The organism is Herbaspirillum sp. NPDC101396 (genome assembly GCF_044767365.1).
In the GTDB taxonomy this organism is placed as follows: Bacteria; Pseudomonadota; Gammaproteobacteria; order Burkholderiales; family Burkholderiaceae_D; genus Herbaspirillum.
Map to the genome: position 1 here is coordinate 566,514 of NZ_JBIWNT010000004.1, position 17,428 is coordinate 583,941.

General features: G+C 59.3%; 16 protein-coding genes and 1 tRNA gene. 8 read left to right on the forward strand and 9 right to left on the reverse strand.

Going from position 1 to position 17,428, the window contains the following annotated elements; translation table 11 throughout:
• Positions 1-33 precede the first annotated feature (33 nt).
• Genes ACIROY_RS16375 through ACIROY_RS16385 form a run of 3 tightly spaced genes read left to right on the forward strand, consistent with a single transcriptional unit; the run spans position 34 to position 3,739 of the window.
• Positions 34-1,092: a microcin C ABC transporter permease YejB gene (locus ACIROY_RS16375; RefSeq protein ID WP_402342453.1), complete on the forward strand. Its 1,059-nt coding sequence runs from the start codon at positions 34-36 to the stop codon at positions 1,090-1,092.
• A complete protein-coding gene (locus ACIROY_RS16380) occupies positions 1,089-2,150 on the forward strand; it encodes an ABC transporter permease (protein WP_402342455.1) in 1,062 nt (353 codons plus the stop codon). Before ACIROY_RS16375 ends, ACIROY_RS16380 begins: the two co-directional genes overlap by 4 nt.
• The gene (locus tag ACIROY_RS16385; RefSeq protein WP_402342457.1) at positions 2,147-3,739 is read left to right on the forward strand and encodes an ABC transporter ATP-binding protein; all 1,593 of its coding nucleotides are present in this window, start codon (positions 2,147-2,149) and stop codon (positions 3,737-3,739) included. The genes ACIROY_RS16380 and ACIROY_RS16385 overlap by 4 nt, the downstream gene beginning before the upstream one ends.
• A gap of 40 nt (positions 3,740-3,779) precedes the next feature.
• Here ACIROY_RS16385 and rbsD read toward each other — a convergent pair whose 3' ends face one another.
• The 8 genes from rbsD to gloB form a co-directional block, all read right to left on the reverse strand.
• The gene (gene rbsD, locus ACIROY_RS16390) at positions 3,780-4,172 is read right to left on the reverse strand and encodes a D-ribose pyranase (RefSeq protein WP_402276329.1); all 393 of its coding nucleotides are present in this window, start codon (positions 4,170-4,172) and stop codon (positions 3,780-3,782) included.
• A 16-nt stretch (positions 4,173-4,188) separates the two neighbouring features.
• Positions 4,189-5,103, reverse strand: coding sequence for a ribokinase (gene rbsK / locus ACIROY_RS16395; RefSeq protein ID WP_402342459.1), 915 nt, complete (start codon positions 5,101-5,103; stop codon positions 4,189-4,191).
• Between the two features lie 55 nt (positions 5,104-5,158).
• The gene (locus ACIROY_RS16400) at positions 5,159-6,157 is read right to left on the reverse strand and encodes a LacI family DNA-binding transcriptional regulator (protein WP_402342461.1); all 999 of its coding nucleotides are present in this window, start codon (positions 6,155-6,157) and stop codon (positions 5,159-5,161) included.
• A gap of 49 nt (positions 6,158-6,206) precedes the next feature.
• Entirely contained in the window at positions 6,207-7,181 is a 975-nt protein-coding gene (locus tag ACIROY_RS16405) for an ABC transporter permease (RefSeq protein WP_402276336.1), read from the reverse strand.
• Positions 7,182-7,221: 40 nt separating this feature from the next.
• Positions 7,222-8,775 carry a sugar ABC transporter ATP-binding protein gene (locus ACIROY_RS16410; RefSeq protein ID WP_402342463.1) on the reverse strand — a complete coding sequence of 518 codons (1,554 nt, stop codon included), beginning with the start codon at positions 8,773-8,775 and terminating at the stop codon, positions 7,222-7,224.
• A gap of 121 nt (positions 8,776-8,896) precedes the next feature.
• A complete protein-coding gene (locus tag ACIROY_RS16415; RefSeq protein WP_402276340.1) occupies positions 8,897-9,859 on the reverse strand; it encodes a sugar ABC transporter substrate-binding protein in 963 nt (320 codons plus the stop codon).
• Positions 9,860-10,207: 348 nt separating this feature from the next.
• Positions 10,208-11,734, reverse strand: coding sequence for a transglycosylase SLT domain-containing protein (locus tag ACIROY_RS16420; RefSeq protein WP_402276343.1), 1,527 nt, complete (start codon positions 11,732-11,734; stop codon positions 10,208-10,210).
• Positions 11,735-12,052: 318 nt separating this feature from the next.
• Positions 12,053-12,835 carry a hydroxyacylglutathione hydrolase gene (gloB, locus tag ACIROY_RS16425; protein WP_402342465.1) on the reverse strand — a complete coding sequence of 261 codons (783 nt, stop codon included), beginning with the start codon at positions 12,833-12,835 and terminating at the stop codon, positions 12,053-12,055.
• Positions 12,836-12,899: 64 nt separating this feature from the next.
• Here gloB and ACIROY_RS16430 point away from each other — a divergent pair, with 64 nt between their 5' ends.
• The 5 genes from ACIROY_RS16430 to ACIROY_RS16450 all read left to right on the forward strand — a co-directional run bounded on the left by ACIROY_RS16430 (position 12,900) and on the right by ACIROY_RS16450 (position 16,248).
• Entirely contained in the window at positions 12,900-13,691 is a 792-nt protein-coding gene (locus tag ACIROY_RS16430; RefSeq protein ID WP_402276993.1) for a class I SAM-dependent methyltransferase, read from the forward strand.
• 85 nt (positions 13,692-13,776) lie between these two features.
• Positions 13,777-14,226 carry a ribonuclease HI gene (gene rnhA, locus ACIROY_RS16435; RefSeq protein WP_402276348.1) on the forward strand — a complete coding sequence of 150 codons (450 nt, stop codon included), beginning with the start codon at positions 13,777-13,779 and terminating at the stop codon, positions 14,224-14,226.
• Positions 14,227-14,258: 32 nt separating this feature from the next.
• A complete protein-coding gene (gene dnaQ / locus ACIROY_RS16440) occupies positions 14,259-14,984 on the forward strand; it encodes a DNA polymerase III subunit epsilon (RefSeq protein WP_402342467.1) in 726 nt (241 codons plus the stop codon).
• A 123-nt stretch (positions 14,985-15,107) separates the two neighbouring features.
• Positions 15,108-15,182: transfer RNA gene (locus ACIROY_RS16445), tRNA-Val, on the forward strand.
• Positions 15,183-15,345: 163 nt separating this feature from the next.
• On the forward strand, positions 15,346-16,248 hold the full coding sequence (locus tag ACIROY_RS16450) for a nucleotidyl transferase AbiEii/AbiGii toxin family protein (RefSeq protein WP_402342469.1): 903 nt from the start codon (positions 15,346-15,348) through the stop codon (positions 16,246-16,248).
• Here the strand turns inward: ACIROY_RS16450 and ACIROY_RS16455 are convergent.
• Positions 16,225-17,112 carry a hypothetical protein gene (locus tag ACIROY_RS16455; protein WP_402342471.1) on the reverse strand — a complete coding sequence of 296 codons (888 nt, stop codon included), beginning with the start codon at positions 17,110-17,112 and terminating at the stop codon, positions 16,225-16,227. The genes ACIROY_RS16450 and ACIROY_RS16455 overlap by 24 nt on opposite strands.
• Between the last annotated feature and the right edge of the window lie 316 nt (positions 17,113-17,428).

The following is a 17,428-nucleotide window of genomic DNA, read 5'->3' on the forward strand; positions in this document are numbered from 1 at the left end:
CGTGATTACTATTTTTAACCTGCCGGCGCTGCCATGAATATCTGGTCCTATATCCTCAAACGCATCCTGCTGATGTTGCCGACATTGCTGGGCGTCGTCGTGATCACCTTTGCCGTGATCCAGTTCGTGCCGGGCGGTCCGGTCGAGCAGGCGCTGATCGAAATGAAAGGCCTCGGGAGCGGCGGTGAAGCCTCCGGCGGCGGCGCTTCGCAATACCGCGGACGTCAGGGCATCGACGCCGAGCGCGTCAACGAGATCAAGGCGCTGTACGGCTTCGACAAGCCGCCGGTCGAACGCTTCTGGCAAATGCTCAAGGGCTTCGCCAGCTTCGACCTGGGCAAGAGTTTTTACCATCACGGCGACGTCTGGCAACTGGTGAAATCCAAGATGCCGGTGTCGATCACGATCGGTCTGTGGACCTTCTTCCTGACCTACCTGATCTCGGTGCCGCTGGGCATCGCCAAGGCCGTGCGCGAGGGCAGTGGTTTCGATTCCGCCACCAGCGCGCTGGTGCTGGTCGGCTATTCGATCCCCGGTTTCGTGCTCGGGGTGTTCCTGCTGGTGGTGTTCGGCGGCGGCAGTTTCGTGCAGTGGTTCCCGCTGCGCGGACTGACTTCGGATGACTGGGCCACGCTGTCGCTGGTGGGCAAGGTCAAGGATTACCTTTGGCACATCACCTTGCCGGTGATCGCCTCCGTGGCCGGTTCATTTGCGGTCATGACCATGCTGACCAAGAACACCTTTCTTGAAGAAATCCGCAAGCAATACGTGCTGACCGCGCGCGCCAAGGGACTCTCCGAAAACAAGGTGCTGTACAAGCACGTGTTCCGCAATGCGCTGATTCCGCTGGTGACCGGTTTTCCGGCCGCCTTCATCGGCGCCTTCTTCGCCGGCAGCCTGCTGATCGAAACACTGTTCTCACTCGACGGGCTCGGTCTGCTGTCATATGAGTCGGTGATCCGGCGCGACTATCCGGTCGTCATGGGCACGCTGTACTTGTTCACGCTGATTGGCCTGGTGGTGAAGCTGCTCGGCGATCTCTGCTATGTCTGGGCCGATCCGCGCGTCCAGTTTGAAAGCCTGGCCAAATGAGCGTGACCATCGTGACTGCTTCTCCTGCTTCCTCTCCTTCGGTTTCCCCGGGCCGCCGCATCTGGCTGCGCTTCCGCCAGAACCGCAACGGCTACGTGAGCCTGATCCTGTTCCTGATCCTGTTCGTCATCAGCCTCGGCGCGGAACTGGTCTCCAATGACAAGCCGCTGGTGGCGAGCTACCACGGCAAGATCCTGTTCCCGATCGTGCATGATTATTCGGAGAAGGCCTTCGGCGGCGACTTCGAATCGCCGGCCGACTACCTCGATCCCTTCATCCAGGACCAGTTCAGGAAGGACGGCAACTGGTCGATCTATCCGCCCAACCACTATCGCTTCGACACGCTCAACTATTTCGCCAAACAACCCAATCCGGCGCCGCCGTCTGCCGAGAACTGGCTGGGCACCGACGACCGCGGCCGCGACGTGTTTGCGCGCTTGCTGTACGGCTTCCGTATTTCCATCCTGTTCGGCTTGGCGCTGACGATCACCGGCGTGGTGCTCGGGTTGCTGGCGGGCGCGGTGCAAGGTTACTTTGCCGGCCGCATCGATCTGTTCATGCAGCGCATTCTCGAGATATGGGGCTCCATGCCCGAGCTGTATCTGCTGATCATTTTTTCCTCGATCTTCGAGCCCAGCATCGGCTTGTTGCTGGTGCTGCTGTCGCTGTTCGGCTGGATGGGTTTGTCGGACTACGTGCGCGCCGATTTCCTGCGCAACCGCAATCTTGAATACGTGCAGGCGGGGCGCGCGCTCGGCCTGTCGAACCTGCAGATCATCTGGCGCCATGTGCTGCCCAACAGCCTGACGCCGGTCGTCACCTTTTTGCCGTTCCGCATGAGCGCGTCGATCCTGGCGCTGACCAGCCTCGACTTCCTCGGCCTCGGCGTGCCGCCTTCTACGCCTAGCCTCGGTGAGCTGCTGGCGCAGGGCAAGAACAACCTCGACGCCTGGTGGATTGCCTTGTCGACCTTCATCGTGCTGACCGTGACTTTGCTGCTGCTGACCAATATCGGCGACGCCTTGCGCAATGCCCTCGACGTGCGGAGGAAAGCATGAGCCTGCTCGATATTCAGAATCTCTCGGTGCGCTTCGGCGACGCCACCGTGGTCGACGACGTCAGCTTCAGCATCCAACCCGGCGAGAAGTTCGCGCTGGTCGGCGAGTCCGGTTCCGGCAAGACCGTCAGTGCCTTGTCGGTGCTGCGCCTGAACCAGGATGCGCGCTACGATGGCCGGATCTTGTTCAACGGCGCAGACATCCTGCAAAAGAGCGAGGCCGCCATGCGCGGTGTACGAGGCATGGATGCAGCGATGATTTTTCAGGAGCCGATGACGGCCCTGAATCCCTTGTTCACCATCGGCAACCAGATCGCTGAAGTACTGATGCTGCACGAGGGGTTGAACGCCAGGGCCGCTGCACAGCGCACCGTGGCCTTGCTGGAAAAGACCGGTATTCCGGAGCCAGCGCGACGCGCACTGGCCTATCCGCATCAGTTGTCCGGCGGCCAGCGCCAGCGCGCGATGATTGCGATGGCGCTGGCTTGCCATCCCAAGCTGCTGATCGCCGACGAGCCGACCACCGCGCTGGACGTGACCATCCAGGTGCAGATCCTGGAATTGCTCAATCAATTGCAGCGCGACGAGAACATGGCCGTGCTGCTGATCTCTCACGATCTCAACCTGGTGCGCCACTTCGCCGATCGCGTTGGCGTGATGGAAAAAGGAAAGCTGGTCGAGACCGCCGCCACCGCTGACTTGTTCGCAGCGCCGCAGCAAGCCTACACGCGCAAACTGCTGGCCAGTCAGCCGCAGCGCAATGTCGACGACGTCGCGCCGGATGCGCCGGTGCTGCTGACCGGCGTGAACGTGCGCTGCACGTTCACGATCAAACAAGGCTGGCTGCACAAGAAAAAATTCGCAGCCGTCGACGATGTCAGCCTGACGCTACGCAAGGGCGAAACGCTCGGCATCGTGGGCGAGTCGGGTTCCGGCAAGTCGACCCTGGGCATGGCCCTGCTGCGGCTGTCGACGGCCACGGTCGAGGGCGATATCCGCTTCGACGGTCAACAGGTCAGCGCCATGAGTTCGGCTGCGGTGCGGCCTTTGCGCGCGCGCATGCAGGTGGTGTTCCAGGATCCGTTCGCCTCGCTGTCACCGCGCCGCACGGTTGCGCAGATCGTCGGCGAAGGACTGGCCTTGCATCAGCCGCAACTGAGCGCCGCGCAGCAGCGCACCGAGGTAGTCGCGGCGCTGCATGAAGTCGGCCTGTCGGAAGACATGCTGCAACGCTATCCGCATGAATTCTCCGGCGGCCAGCGCCAGCGCATCGCGATTGCGCGTGCGGTGGTGTTGAAGCCCGATCTGCTGTTGCTGGATGAACCGACCTCGGCGCTCGACGTCACCGTGCAGCAGCAGGTCTTGCAACTGCTGGCGCAGTTGCAGCGCAAGTACGGCCTGGCATATTTGTTCATCAGTCACGACCTCGCCGTCATCCGTGCCATGGCGCATCAGGTGCTGGTGATGAAAGACGGCAAGGTGGTGGAAGGCGGCGCGGTTGCCGACGTCCTGCAGCAGCCCTCGCATGCTTACACCCAGCGACTGCTGGCGGCGGCGACTTATGCGGCTGACAACGTAGCAGGGACGTGAGGAGTCTGCCTTTAATTGAGATTGCTTCGCCGGGTCTGACTCAGAACGTCACACCGGCAATCAGGATGATGTTGGCGTAAGGCGTGAATTCACCGGTGCGGATCACCGCACGCGCCTGCTGTGTGCGGTGCTTGAATTCCTCATGCGGCAGGGTCTGCTTGCCGGCCAGTCCGAGCAGCCCGATCTGCTGCGCCAACTGAGGACTGCGCTCGGCCAGCTCATCGGCCAGCACATGATGTTCTACTTGCATTTCGGCCAGTACGGTTTGCAGCGTGTCCATGAAGCCGGGGATGCCGCGCGTCAGCGCCAGGTCGATCACCGGCACGCCGGCCGGCACCGGCAAGCCGGCATCGCCGATCACGATGCTGTCGCCGTGGCCGAGCGAGGCGATCAGCTGCGACAGCGCGATGTTGAGCAGCGGCGTTTTCTTCATGTCGGATCTCCTTTGTTCAGTCCGCAACTTCCCGGCGGGAAGGAATGGAGGTTTGTGCGCCCACGCGCGCCACGCTGATGGCTGCCGCACGCTGGCCCAGCGCGATGGCATCGGCTTCGCTGCGGCCTTCCGCCAGCGCGGCGACGAAGCCGCCGATGAAGGTGTCGCCGGCGGCGGTGGTGTCGACCGCCTTGACGGCTTGGGCGCTGAAATGTTCGGAGCCGGATTCCAACGCCGCGTAGACGCCTTTTTCTCCCAGCGTGACCAGCACGTTGGTCGAACCCGCCGCGCGCAACTTGCCGATCACGGCGGCAATCTGTTCGTCATTGTCAATACCGCTGGCAGGCATGCCGGCCAGCATCGCGGCTTCGATTTCATTGGGCACCAGGTAATCGACTTGTCCCAGCAATTCAGTCGGCAAGGCTTGCGCCGGGGCCGGATTGAGCACCACGGTCTTGCCCAGCGCATGCGCCAATTTGATGGCGTGGATCACGGTCGGCAGCGGCGACTCCAGCTGCAGCACCACGATGCGCGCCTGTTCAATCAGGCCGCGCGCAGCGTCGATGTGGGCCGGGCTGAGTTCGGCATTGGCGCCGGAAGCCAGCACGATGCTGTTCTGGCCGTTGTCATCCACCAGGATGGAGGCGATGCCGGACGCCGTGCCGGCAATCGTCGCCACGTGGCTGTCGTCGATGCCGTCTTTGCGCAGCGCGGCGCGCAGCTCGGTACCGAAGGCGTCGTCGCCCAGGCAGGCCACCATCGCGACTTTGACGTCGTCGGCGCTCAGGCGCGCACAGGCCACGGCCTGGTTGGCGCCTTTGCCGCCGGGGATGGTGCGGAACTGGCCGCCGGTGATGGTTTCGCCGGGTAGCGGCATGCGCGGCACGCGCAAGACCAGATCCATGTTGATGCTGCCGATGATGACTATCATGTGTTTCCGACGATTGATGATTGAATGGAATTGTTGAACGGATGCCATCCCGCGCTCATGTGGGCGAGCGCACGGTAGAACCGCGCACATGCAATTGCGGCGTGATGGTCTTGCGTTGTACCGGGCGCGTCGGATCGGCGATGCGTTCGAGCAGGCATTGCGCTGTCAACTGGCCCAGCGTGCGCGTGTTCTGCGAGACGCTGGTCAGCGGCGGATGCACGAACTGGGCCAGGTCGATATCGTCGAAGCCGATCACGGACAAGTGGTCCGGCACGTCGATGCCGCGCTCGGCGGCGGCGCGCAGCGCGCCGATGGCCATCAGGTCGTTGCAGCAAAAGATGGCGTCCGGCGGCTGTGATGTCGACAACAGTGCTCGCGCCGCGGCATAACCGCCGGCGCTGGTGAAGTCCGCATAGGCCAGCAGGTCGGGTGCAATCACGACACCTGCGGCTTGCAGTTTGCGGCGCAGGCCGGCAATCCGTTCTGCGGAAATGTCCAGGCTTTCCGGGCCGCCGATGCAGGCGATGCGACGGCGTCCCAGCGTAAGCAGATGTTCCGCAGCGAGCGCGCCGCCGGCCGCATTGTCGACCGCTACCAGGTCGATCGCCATGTCTTTCGGCGCGCGGTCGAGCAGCACGGTCGGCACCTTCATCTTGCGCAGCAGCTCGCCGTCGGTCTGCGCCAGCGTTGCCACGATCAGGCCGTCGCAACGCTTGGTCAGCAACACGTTCAGATAGTCGCGCTGCTTGGCAGGATCGTCGTCGGAATTGCACAGGATCACGCTATAACCCGCCTCGTAGCAGCTGTCTTCAATGCCGCGCGCCACTTCCGAAAAGTACGGATTGGTGTTGTTCGGGATGATCAGGCCGATACTTCCGGTTGCGTTGCTGCGCAGCGAGCGGGCAAGTGCGCTGGGCACATAGGCCAGCGCCTCGACCGCCACCAGCACGCGGTCGCGCGCTTCGGAGCTGACCGGGCGGGTCTTGTTCAGCACGTGTGACACGGTGGTGTAGGAGACCCCCGCGTGGCGCGCTACGTCCTTGATGGTTGCCATGTTTTTCTTGTCGCTGAATGAATGTTGTTGGGTGCAGCTTGGTGGTTTTTCAGTGCGTGTTGCGTTCGCCGCGACGGCGATAAGTGTCCAGCACCACGGCGGCGACGATCACCAGGCCGGTAATGATGCGCTTCATCGGCTCGGACACGCCGATCTGCGCCAGCCCGGCTTCCAGCACCGAGATGATCAGCACGCCGATGAAGGTGCTGATGACCGAGCCGCGTCCGCCCATCAGGCTGGTGCCGCCGATCACGACCGCCGCGATCACCTGCAGCTCCATGCCGACGCCGCCGTTGGGGTCGGCCGCCTCCAGGCGCGACACCTGGAACAGCGCACCGACACCGGCCAGCAAGCCCATCAGCGCGAACACCAGGATCTTGCTCGGACGCGGATTGATTCCGGCCAGACGCACCGCCTCTTCATTGGTGCCGATGCCGATCCAGTGGCGTCCCAGCACGGTGCGTGTCAGCACCAGGTGACCGATGACGACGACGGCGATCGATGCGATGAAGGCCGGTGACAGGCCGAGGAAAATCGGCGAGCTGATGCCGTCGACCGCGCTGCCGATGTATTCAGTGCGCGAATTGGTGACCTGGTAGGCCATGCCGCGCGCCATTTCCAGAACGCCCAGCGAGACGATGAAGGAGGGGATGCGCCAGCCCACCGAGATCAGTCCGGTCAGCATCCCGCACAGGCTCGCTACCAGGATGCCGAGCAGGCCCGCGGCAAACAGCGGCCAACCCCAGCGGACCATCGCCATCGACAGGATCGATGCCGCCAGTGCCATCACAGAGCCCACCGACAGATCGATGCCGCCGACGATCAGCACGAAGGTCATGCCGACCGCCATCACTACCAGCGTCGGGATGTCGTTGGAGAGGGTGCTGAAGGTCCCCAGCGTGAGGAAGTTTTCGCTCAGGAAGGAGAACAGCACGCACATCGCGAGCAGGGCGCCGATCAGGCCCAGGTAGTTCTTGACGGCGGACAGGCCGTAGACGGAGAAGGTGCGATTGGGATGGCTCATGATCTTGGCTTGTTGTGTTTGTATATTGGTGACGTCATGGTCAGGCGGTCTGTTCGGCCGCTGCGGCTGCGGTCGTGGACGGCGAATTCATGTAGCCGCTGAACGCCGCGGCGAGGATCGCTTCCTGGCTCCACTGGCCGCGCTCGAAGGTATCGACCAGCTTGCCCGCGCTCATCACGGCGATGCGGTCGCAGATCAGCATCAGTTCGCGCAAGTCGCTGGACACGATCAGCAGGCCCTTGCCCTGGCGTGACAGGTCGGCCATCAGTTTGTAGATGTCGAATTTTGCGCCGATGTCGATGCCGCGGGTCGGTTCGTCAAACAGCATGATCGGGCAGTCGCGGTAGAGCCAGCGCGCAATGACGACTTTTTGCTGGTTGCCGCCGGACAGTTCGCCCGTTGCCTGCGCGCCGTCGCGCGAGCGGATGCGCAGGCGTTTGATGTAGTCGGCGGCGACGTTGGTTTCGGCGTCGCCGTCAAGCAGGCCCATCTTGCTGACGTCGCCGAGCCTGGCCAGCGTGGTGTTGACGGCGATCGACTGCGGCAGCAGCAGGCCCTGACTTTTACGGTCTTCGGTGATCATGGCGATGCCGGCGGCGATCGCATGTTTCGGCGAGCGGATGTCGGCAGCTTGCGTCTGATCGCCGATAAAGACTTCGCCCTGGTCGGCGCGGTCGGCGCCGAAAATCAGGCGCAGCAGTTCGGTGCGGCCGGAACCGATCAGGCCTGCAATGCCGAGGATTTCCCCAGCGCGCAAATCGAATGAGGCCGGCGCCACGACATCGCCACGACCGAGATTGCGCACGCGCAGCAGCGGGGCGCCGATCTCGCGATGGCCGAGATCGAGTTCCGCTTCGGCGGCGCGCCCGACCATCAGTTGCACCAGCGCGTCGCTGCTGTAGCCGCCGATGGCGTCGTCGCAGACCAGTTTGCCGTCGCGCAGCACAGCGATGCGGTCGGCGACCTGTTTCAATTCTTCCAGGCGGTGCGAGATGTAGATGATCGCCACGCCTTCCGATTGCAGCCGCGCGATCTGCGCAAACAACAATTCCACTTCACGGCTGGTCAGCATCGCGGTGGGTTCGTCCAGCACCAGCAGGCGGCAGCTGCCGATCAGATTGCGTGCGATCTCCACCATTTGCTGATGGCCCACGCCAAGTTCGCCAACCGGCGTCCACGGATCGATGTCGGTCAGGCCGACCGCCGCCATTTGTGCTTGCGCCAGCGCGGCCAGTCTGGTCCGGTCGATCCAGCCAAAGCGTTGCGGCAACTGGTTCAGGAACAGGTTTTCGGCGATGCTCAGCGTCGGGATCAGGTTCAGTTCCTGCATCACCATGCGGATGCCGAGCTGTTCGGCCTCGGTGCGCGAGCGCGGCTGATAGGGCTGGCCGTCGAGGAGCATGGCGCCCGTGGTCGACTGTACGAGGCCGCACACGATTTTCGACAGCGTGCTTTTGCCGGCACCGTTTTCGCCGGTCAGCGCCAGGATCTGGCCGGGACGGATTTCCAGCGCGACATCGCTGAGCACAGGCTCGACGTAGGTCTTGCCGATGCCGCTGAGCGAGAGCAAAGCCGGGGATGATGGATTGGACATGCAGTCTCCACCGTGAAGGTGTGGTTCAGAAATTCGGTGTTGCGGGAAGGGCGGAACGCACGCGCGTTCCGCCCGATGCTTCATTTTGTGCGCTACAGCTTAGTTGCTGCTTACTTGCTGCTTACTTGCTGTCCTTGGTCACCAGCTCGACCTTGGTCTCAACCGCGCCGCTCAGGCTGCTTTGCTTCTTCTTGTCGGTCAGCGCCTTCAACACAGTTTCGATGCCGAACACGGCTTGCTGCGAAGCGAACTGGTCGGCGGTCGCCAACACGCGGCCATCCTTGAGCATCGGCTTGATGGCGTTGATGTTGTCATAGCCGACCACCAGCACCTTGCCGGCCTTGCCTGCTGCCTTGACCGCGGCAACCGCGCCCAGCGCCATGTTGTCGTTGCCGGCCAGGATCGCCTTGATGTCAGGATTGGCGTTCAGCATCGAGGCGGCGACCTTGTTGCCAGGATCGATTTCCCATTGGCCCGATTGTACCGATACTACCTTGGCGCCGGCCGCGCCCATGGCGTCCTGGAAGCCCAGCGTGCGTTGCTGCGCATTGAAGGTGGTTGAGACGCCTTCGATGATCGCAACCTTGTCACCGCTCTTGATCTGCTTGGCCAGGAAGTCGCCGACCAGCTTGGCGCCCTTGCGGTTGTCAGGACCGACGAATGGTACGGTGATGCCCTTTTCCTTCAGCGCGGCGTCGTCGAACTTGTTGTCGATGTTGACCACGATGATGCCGGCGTCGATAGCCTTCTTGATGACCGGCACCAGCGCCTTGGAGTCAGCCGGTGCGATCACCAGGCCGCTGACCTTGGAGACGATCATCTGTTCGACAATCTTGATCTGGTTGGCGGTGTCCTGCTCGTCCTTGATGCCGTTGGCGATCAGGTCGTATTGCGCTGCGTGGGCCTTTTGGTGTTCCTTGGCGCCGTTTTCCATGGTCAGGAAGAATTCATTGGCCAGCGACTTCATCACCAGGGCGACCTTGGGCTTGGCGGCAGTTTGCGCCTGGACCAAACCAGGCAGTGCAGGCAGGGCGCAGGCCAGGACGGCAGCGGCAATCAGCTTGAGGCGGATACGTTTATTCATGATGTCTCCAGGTTCCAGATATTCGGGGTGAGCAGCAATTCGTGTGGATCGGCATGCTGTTATTGGTGAGTTCTGCGTGCTGTGTACTGATATGCGCAAACGTTTGCGCGACTGAATCATAGCACCGGATTTCGGGAAAATGAAGGCCATCGGCACGATCATTCATGCGGCGGCGCGGCAGAGGCGGCGGGGTTTTACTTGAATATTTCCGAGGGAGAATATCGAATTGATTGAAGCTTGCAGGATAAACCTGGGGGAAAGCTGTCGTTTTGCAGTGCGGTAGAAAGCGGCGGAAATAAAAAGGCCGGGAACGCATCCCGGCCTTTTGACGATTCCTGAGTGCCTGTATCAGCGGCGGCGGTTGCCGCTTTCCGATGCCAGCGTGATCGGTGCCGCGCCCTTGCGCGCCGGCGCCGGTGCCGCGCGGGTGTTCTTGGCGACGACGGCAGGCGCCTTGCGAATCGGCTTGGCCGGCGAATGGATTACCTGGCGCACGCGCACCGGGGCCGCAGAAGGCGTCTGGTAAGGCACTTGCAGCTGCAGGCTCTGGCCGTTGGCCAGCGTGTCGTGGTGCAGGCTGTTCCACTGCTTGATCTGGACTACGCTGACGCGGTAGCGGCCGGCGATCGAGGCCAGCGTGTCGCGCTTGCCGGCCTTCACGTAGATACGTTTGAAGTCGGGTACGTCCGGCGCCACGGCCAGGCGGGCGCTGTCGGCCATCTCAGGCGTGATGTCGGCTTCCATCGAGGTTTCGGTCTTCGGCACCAGGATCATGGAGCCGGCTTTGAGGACCATCTTCGGCGGAATCTGGTTGACGCTGCGAATCACGTCCGGCGTGGTGCCGAAGCGGCTGGCGATGGTTTCGATGCGTTCACGCGCGCTCGACACGGTGTGTGCGGTCCACGAGCTCAGCGCTTGCGTGAACTTCGACATGTTGGTCTTGAACTTCTCGGCATTGCTTTCCGGCAGCAGGATCTTGGTGTCGTCGCCGCCGATGATGACCGGGCGGTTGAACTGCGGATTGAGCGCCTTGAATTCATCGAGCGACAATTCGGCCAGTTGCGCAGCCACCTTCACGTCGATGTTGCGGGTCTTGCCGATGGTGACGAAGTAGGGCTGGTTGTCGACCTTGGGCAGGTCGATGCCGAATTCTCCCGGCACGGCGATGATGTTCTTGACGGCTTGCAGCTTTGGCACGTAGTTGCGCGTCTCATTGGGCATCTGCGCCGACAGGGTGTTGAAGTCGATCGGCAGGCCGGCGGCCAGGTTACGGTTGACGGCGCGCTGCACCGAGCCTTCACCCCAGTTATAAGCGGCTAGCGCCAGCTGCCAGTCGCCGAACATGCCATACAGTTTCTGCAGGTAAGTCAGCGCCGCATCGGTCGAGGCCAGCACGTCGCGGCGCTCGTCGGTGAACAGGTTCTGTTTCAGGTTGTAGTCGCGTCCGGTCGACGGGATGAACTGCCACATGCCGGCCGCTTTGGCGGTCGACAAGGCTTGCGGGTTGAAGGCGGACTCGATGAACGGCAGCAGCGCCAGTTCGGTCGGCATGCCGCGCTTTTCGAGTTCCTGCACGACGTGGAACAGGTAGCGCGACGCGCGCACGGTGGTGCGCTGGATATAGTCGGGACGCGAGCTGTACCACTGGGTCTGGTTGTCGACCAGCGGGTTTTCGAGATTCGGGATGCCGAAGCCCTTGCGGATGCGGGCCCAGATATCGATGTCTTCCATGCCTGGCAATGCGGAAGCCGGATCATTCGGATTGATGGCGTTGAAAGGTGCGGGGTAGATCGAGATGTCGTTGGCGTGGGCCAGGAGGGGAGTACCGAGAGAGAAAAGCGTTGCGATCGCCAGTTTCCTGAATGTTAGCTGCATGGGTACCTGATCCTGTGCCTGAGGCTGAAGTAGCGATTAAATTCGCATGGGTAAATTCACCGGTCGTCTCGGATGCACGGCACCTCCTGCGAGGAAGTATGTGTCCGAACGAAAGCAATAATGCATCTGGCGGTTCTGTCATTAAAAAACAACAAAAGCGCCTGTTTATCTAAAAACGGCTTGCAAGCCGGTGGATTTGGAGTCTAGACGGAGTGTACGTAAGCCCCTTTTCACTCGTCAAGTAAAAATTCACTTATGTTACAAAGCTTAAGCCCTTGATTCGCTTGGTATTTGTCCGAAAAAAGGCCTATACACCCTCTATTTGTAGGTATTCTTCCATTCGCGCAGCGCGCCGAATGTTTCTGCCGGATCAACTAGTTTCCCTGAGGCAGGCAAACGGCCGGCTTGTTGCAAGCGGGCGATGACGGCGCTTTCCTTGTAACGCAGGAAAGGATTGGTGGCGATTTCGAGCGCGATGGTGGTGGGCACGGTCGGCTCGTTGCGGGCGCGTTTGGCCTGTTCCACATTGATGCGCGCGGCCAGCGCCGCATTGCCCGGTTCGATTTCACGCGCGAAGCGCAGGTTGGACAAGGTATATTCGTGGGCGCAGTAGACTTTGGTGTCGGCCGGCAGGGCGGTCAGCTTGCCGAGCGAGGCCACCATCTGCTGCGGCGTGCCTTCGAACAGGCGGCCGCAGCCGCCGGCAAACAGCGTGTCGCCGCAGAACAGCCAGCCCTGGCGTGCGGCGTAGTAGGCAATGTGGCCCTTGGTGTGGCCGGGTACGTCGATTACCTTGAGGTCAAGGCCGAGCGCGGCCAGGTGCACCAGATCGTCTTCCCACAAGGGCTGGGTAATCGTCGGAATCGCTTCGCCGGCGGGGCCGTAGACCGGAACTTGTCCATGTTGCAACAAGGTTGGAACGCCGCCGACATGGTCAGCATGATGATGAGTCAGTAGAATAGCGGCCAGCGTCAGGCCATGTGCCTCGAGCGCTGCCAGGACCGGAGCGGCATCGCCGGGATCGACGACCGCCGCATTGACGCCGTCATGAATCAACCACAGGTAATTATCGTCAAATGCAGGAACAGTCAGGATACTCAAGGATGTGGATGAATCGGACGATGCTGCTGGCGGGATGGCTGACATGGCTGGATGGGTGCGCGTGATGGCGGAAGTCGATACGGATTCGGGAAAAGCCATTATAGCCCTCGACGACTGGCTGCATACGCCGATGGGCAACTACGTCCGCGCCTGGGAGCAGAAGCACCTGGACGCACTCACGGCCGACATCTTCGGATTCAACGCCGTGCAGATCGGCATGCCGCAGATCAACGCGCTGCAGGCTAATCGCATGCCTTACCGCTGGCTCACCGACAATTGCCTGCCGATCGAAGCGTCGGCCGGCTTGCAAGAGGGCCGCGAAATTCCGCTGGTGGTCGCACATGATTTTTCCGAACTGCCGTTCGCCACGCAAAGCCTCGACCTGGTGGTGCTGCCGCACGTGCTGGAGTTCAGCGCCGAGCCGCACCAGGTGCTGCGCGAAGTCGAGCGCGTGCTGATCCCCGAAGGCCAGGTCATCATCTGCGGTTTCAATCCGACCAGCCTGTGGGGCGCACGCCAGGCCGCAGGCCGGCTGACCGGCGCGCACTTCCTGCCGCAGGACGGCGAATTCATCCGCCTGCCGCGCCTGAAGGACTGGCTCAAGCTGCTCAACATGGAAGTCAATCGCGGCCATTTCGGCTGCTATGCGCCGCCGTGCGCCACCGACAAATGGCTGGACCGTTTCGACTTCATGGAAAAAGCCGGCGACCGCTGGTGGCCGTATTTCGGCGCGGTCTACATCGTGCAGGCGATCAAGCGCGTCAAGGGCATGCGCCTGATCGGCCCGGCCTGGAGCAAGCAAAAGGTCAAGGTGCCCAAGGGCATGCCCGCGACCAATCGCATCCATAAGGAATAGAATGCCGCCTTCCCGCAAAAAAGCGGGGGCATCCTCAACGATCAACATCAACGAACAAAGTAATCAGGAAATGACAGACGCAAGCATGAACAAAGACGAGTTGGAACGTGTAGAGATTTACGCCGACGGCGCCTGCAAGGGCAATCCCGGCACCGGCGGCTGGGGCGCGCTGCTGATCGCGGGCGGCCGCGAGAAGGAATTGTGCGGCGGCGAACGCAACACCACCAACAACCGCATGGAACTCAAGGCCGTGATCGAAGCGCTCGGCGCACTGACCCGCCGCTGCGACGTCACCGTCTACACCGACAGCCAGTACGTGCAAAAAGGCATCAGCGAATGGATCCACGGCTGGAAGGCGCGCGGCTGGAAAACCGCGGCGCGTGAACCGGTCAAGAACGTCGACCTGTGGCAGGCGCTCGACGCCGCCCAGGCGCAGCACAAGATCGAATGGCGCTGGGTCAAGGGCCACGCCGGCCATCCCGGCAACGAGCGCGCCGACCAGCTCGCCAACCGCGGCGTTGAAACCGTCCTCTGAGCGCAGGCTCAGCACCAGCTAACGGAATCCTCATGCGACAAATCGTCCTCGACACAGAAACCACCGGCCTGAATCCCCGCACCGGCGACCGCATCATTGAAATCGGCTGTGTTGAACTGCTCAACCGCCAGTTGACCGGCAACAACCTGCACTTCTACATCAACCCCGAGCGCGACTCCGAAGAAGGCGCGCTGGCGGTGCACGGACTGACCACCGAGTTCCTCAGCGACAAGCCCAAGTTCGCAGCCATCGTCGACGAGTTCCGCGACTACGTGCGCGACGCGGAGATCATCATCCACAATGCGCCCTTCGACGTCGGCTTCCTCGACGCCGAGTTCAAGCTGCTCGGCCTGCCGCCGTTCAAGGAGCACGTCGACAACATCATCGACTCGCTGCAAATGGCCAAGGAGCAGCATCCCGGCCGCCGCAACTCGCTCGACGCGCTGTGCGACCGCTACGGCATCTCCAACGCCCACCGCACCTTGCACGGCGGCCTGCTCGATGCCGCCCTGCTGGCCGAGGTGTACCTGGCCATGACGCGCGGCCAGAACAGCCTGACCATGGACCTGGCCGCCGGCGGCGACGATGAAGACGGCGCCGTCAAGCTCGAACTGGCGCCGCTGGCCGACGTCATCGTGGTCGCCGCCAGCGAAGCCGAACTGGGCCTGCATGAAACCCTCCTGAACACGCTCGACAAGGAAGTGCGCGGCACGTGCGTATGGCGCAAGGAACCCGAGACGGAAGCGCCGCCGGCGTAAATTGTTTGAGGGAAATGGCGGGAAACGGGAAGAAATAACAAGCAGCTTGCCCGTGCCGTCAATTTTGTGTCATAATTCGGGCCGCTTCACACCAACCCTTGCGGTCGGTGGCGATAGCAAAATGGAAGGTTAGCTCAGGGGTAGAGCACTGCATTCACACTGCAGGGGTCCGCAGTTCGAAACTGCGACTTTCCACCAGAATTCAAAAAAAGCCAGCGTTCGCGCTGGCTTTTTTCATTTCCGCATCGATTTCGATCACTGCTGTTATATCGGGTTCGAAACATGATTGCGGTCGTATGAGATTTTCTCCTCTATGGCAAAATACCATGGCGATTCAGGGTGCCTAAAAAGGATGGGGAAAATGACGAAATCAAAGACGAGTGCGAATGCAATTGGTAAGGTTGCGCAGCAGATCAAAATCTGGGCTATTCAAGCGATGTTCTCTGACGATGAATTGTTGGATTTGCTGGTCTTGAAGGGTGGGAATGCAATGGCACTAATCCATCAGATTAGTGCTCGGGCGTCTGTTGATCTCGACTTTTCACTGAAGCAGGACTTTGGCGATGATGTCGGCGCTATAGAGCAGCGTATTCAGAAAACTCTTGCTGAAACTTTTCGTGCCAATGGTCTAGAAGTCTTTGATTTTAAAATGATCGAAAAGCCGAAGGCAATTACCGCAGACATGAGAGATTTCTGGGGCGGGTATGCGTTGGAATTTAAACTGGTTTCGAAAGATATCCACGCTGCATCTGTTGCCGATATTGAAGAGTTGCGAAGACGGGCGATCAATTTGGGGCAGGGGCCGAAGTTTCTTATAGATATAAGTAGATTTGAATATGTAGAGGATAAGCAGCTTTTTGATTTTGATGGAACTGTAATTTACGTATATTCCCCGTTAATGATTGTATGTGAAAAATTGCGCGCTATTTGCCAGCAAATGGTGGAATATGGCCCCATTATCAAGCGCGATCGAATAGGGACGGCTCGACCAAAAGACTTTGTAGATATATTTGTGCTTTTGCATGCCTTGGATTTGGACATTCAAGGAGAGGAAATGCAAAAAATATTGATTGCGATGTTTGAAATTAAAAGGGTGCCGTTAAGTTTTCTGGGGGAGATAAAAAATTCTTACGACTTTCATCTCGCCGGTTTTCCAGCTGTTGGCGCAACGGTTTCTCCTGATTTTGATTTAAAAGAATTCGATTTTTACTTTCAGTATGTATTAACCGTAGTCGAAAAATTAAAAACTATTTGGGACAAATAATTGCCAGTTATTTATATAGCGAGTTTCTCTCATGTTGTGCTCTAAATAGAAATCTACTTCCATTGGAAGGCGACGAACTAAATCGAGTTGACTGGTTTTATAGTTCGCGCGTTCTAAGTAGTATCCAATCGCCTGATGATATGGATATGTAAATTTCAATTTTTGCAGCGTTGCAACTAGCTTGTTGACTGATACGCGATCTTTTGCAAGTTCAAAGGCCTTCGCTACTTCGTGAATGCCTCCAGCGTAAAAAGGTTTGACAGTTATATCTATAAGTGTGCGTTCTATGCTGCTAATTGAAACTTGTACTTCTCGGCCATCATCATCGTTAACTCTTTCAGTAACAATTCCAAGCTGATTCGTGTCGGCTCCGTTTAATAAATAAATCTTCTTCCCGAGGTGTTCGATCCAATTTTGAGAAAGTCTAGAGGGAAGTTGAAAGGCGTGATCTATTTCTGTTTGCGTAACTTTCACAGGCTCGCGCTTATAGCTGGTGCTGCGTTCTTCAGTTATGTAAATGGATGTGGGAAATTGCTCGGTTAGCCCGTGCATTCTCATTGCAGTGTAGTGGCTGAGATGAAGCTTTTTCTTTAATGCGAGTAGGATAGTCAGCAATGAAGTATCTCCCCACACGTAACATTTTTCAATTCGTTGGGGAAATGGAAATTCGATTGATTTTAATTTGGAATGTTTTTCAAGAAAACCAATGAATTGCTCTGCTGTAGTGTTTTGAGCAAGGCGCCAAAAACCGCGTTGTTGAGTCAGAATTGCTCGAATTTCCTTCAATTTTAAAACTTGAATGGGGAGCTCATCAAAATAACTAACAATATCTGTTTTGGCGATTTGAATTCGCGATCGGTTCATTTAAGTGTCCGGTGCAAATTGAAAAAATCTATCTGGTAGCATTCATGCTACCAGATATTGCAAATAAATGAAATAAACCTCTGTTTAGCAGCCTTTGTGATGAGGCTTTTTTATTTTAAATGTTTTCTGCTAAGCAGCGTTTACGCTGCTTAGCATAGCACAATATTTCTTTAAACTCAAGAATCCTGTCTAGTAAGCGACCTTATTAAGTTCTACTGTGGCAAAAAGGGCTCTTGTGAAGTTAAGTCAAATTTGGTATGCTACGAGGCATAAATGCCTCGTAGCAGATTTATCTTTTCTTTAAACGCTTGCGCTG

Excerpts from the sequence above, each read along its gene's own strand:
- ACIROY_RS16375 (WP_402342453.1), top strand. The coding sequence starts at position 34 with ATGAATATCTGGTCCTATATCCTCAAACGCATCCTGCTGATGTTGCCG.
- ACIROY_RS16380 (WP_402342455.1), top strand. The coding sequence starts at position 1,089 with ATGAGCGTGACCATCGTGACTGCTTCTCCTGCTTCCTCTCCTTCGGTT.
- ACIROY_RS16385 (WP_402342457.1), top strand. The coding sequence starts at position 2,147 with ATGAGCCTGCTCGATATTCAGAATCTCTCGGTGCGCTTCGGCGACGCC.
- rbsD (WP_402276329.1), bottom strand. The coding sequence starts at position 4,172 with ATGAAGAAAACGCCGCTGCTCAACATCGCGCTGTCGCAGCTGATCGCC.
- rbsK (WP_402342459.1), bottom strand. The coding sequence starts at position 5,103 with ATGATAGTCATCATCGGCAGCATCAACATGGATCTGGTCTTGCGCGTG.
- ACIROY_RS16400 (WP_402342461.1), bottom strand. The coding sequence starts at position 6,157 with ATGGCAACCATCAAGGACGTAGCGCGCCACGCGGGGGTCTCCTACACC.
- ACIROY_RS16405 (WP_402276336.1), bottom strand. The coding sequence starts at position 7,181 with ATGAGCCATCCCAATCGCACCTTCTCCGTCTACGGCCTGTCCGCCGTC.
- ACIROY_RS16410 (WP_402342463.1), bottom strand. The coding sequence starts at position 8,775 with ATGTCCAATCCATCATCCCCGGCTTTGCTCTCGCTCAGCGGCATCGGC.
- ACIROY_RS16415 (WP_402276340.1), bottom strand. The coding sequence starts at position 9,859 with ATGAATAAACGTATCCGCCTCAAGCTGATTGCCGCTGCCGTCCTGGCC.
- ACIROY_RS16420 (WP_402276343.1), bottom strand. The coding sequence starts at position 11,734 with ATGCAGCTAACATTCAGGAAACTGGCGATCGCAACGCTTTTCTCTCTC.
- ACIROY_RS16430 (WP_402276993.1), top strand. The coding sequence starts at position 12,900 with ATGGCGGAAGTCGATACGGATTCGGGAAAAGCCATTATAGCCCTCGAC.
- rnhA (WP_402276348.1), top strand. The coding sequence starts at position 13,777 with ATGAACAAAGACGAGTTGGAACGTGTAGAGATTTACGCCGACGGCGCC.
- dnaQ (WP_402342467.1), top strand. The coding sequence starts at position 14,259 with ATGCGACAAATCGTCCTCGACACAGAAACCACCGGCCTGAATCCCCGC.
- ACIROY_RS16450 (WP_402342469.1), top strand. The coding sequence starts at position 15,346 with ATGACGAAATCAAAGACGAGTGCGAATGCAATTGGTAAGGTTGCGCAG.
- ACIROY_RS16455 (WP_402342471.1), bottom strand. The coding sequence starts at position 17,112 with ATGAACCGATCGCGAATTCAAATCGCCAAAACAGATATTGTTAGTTAT.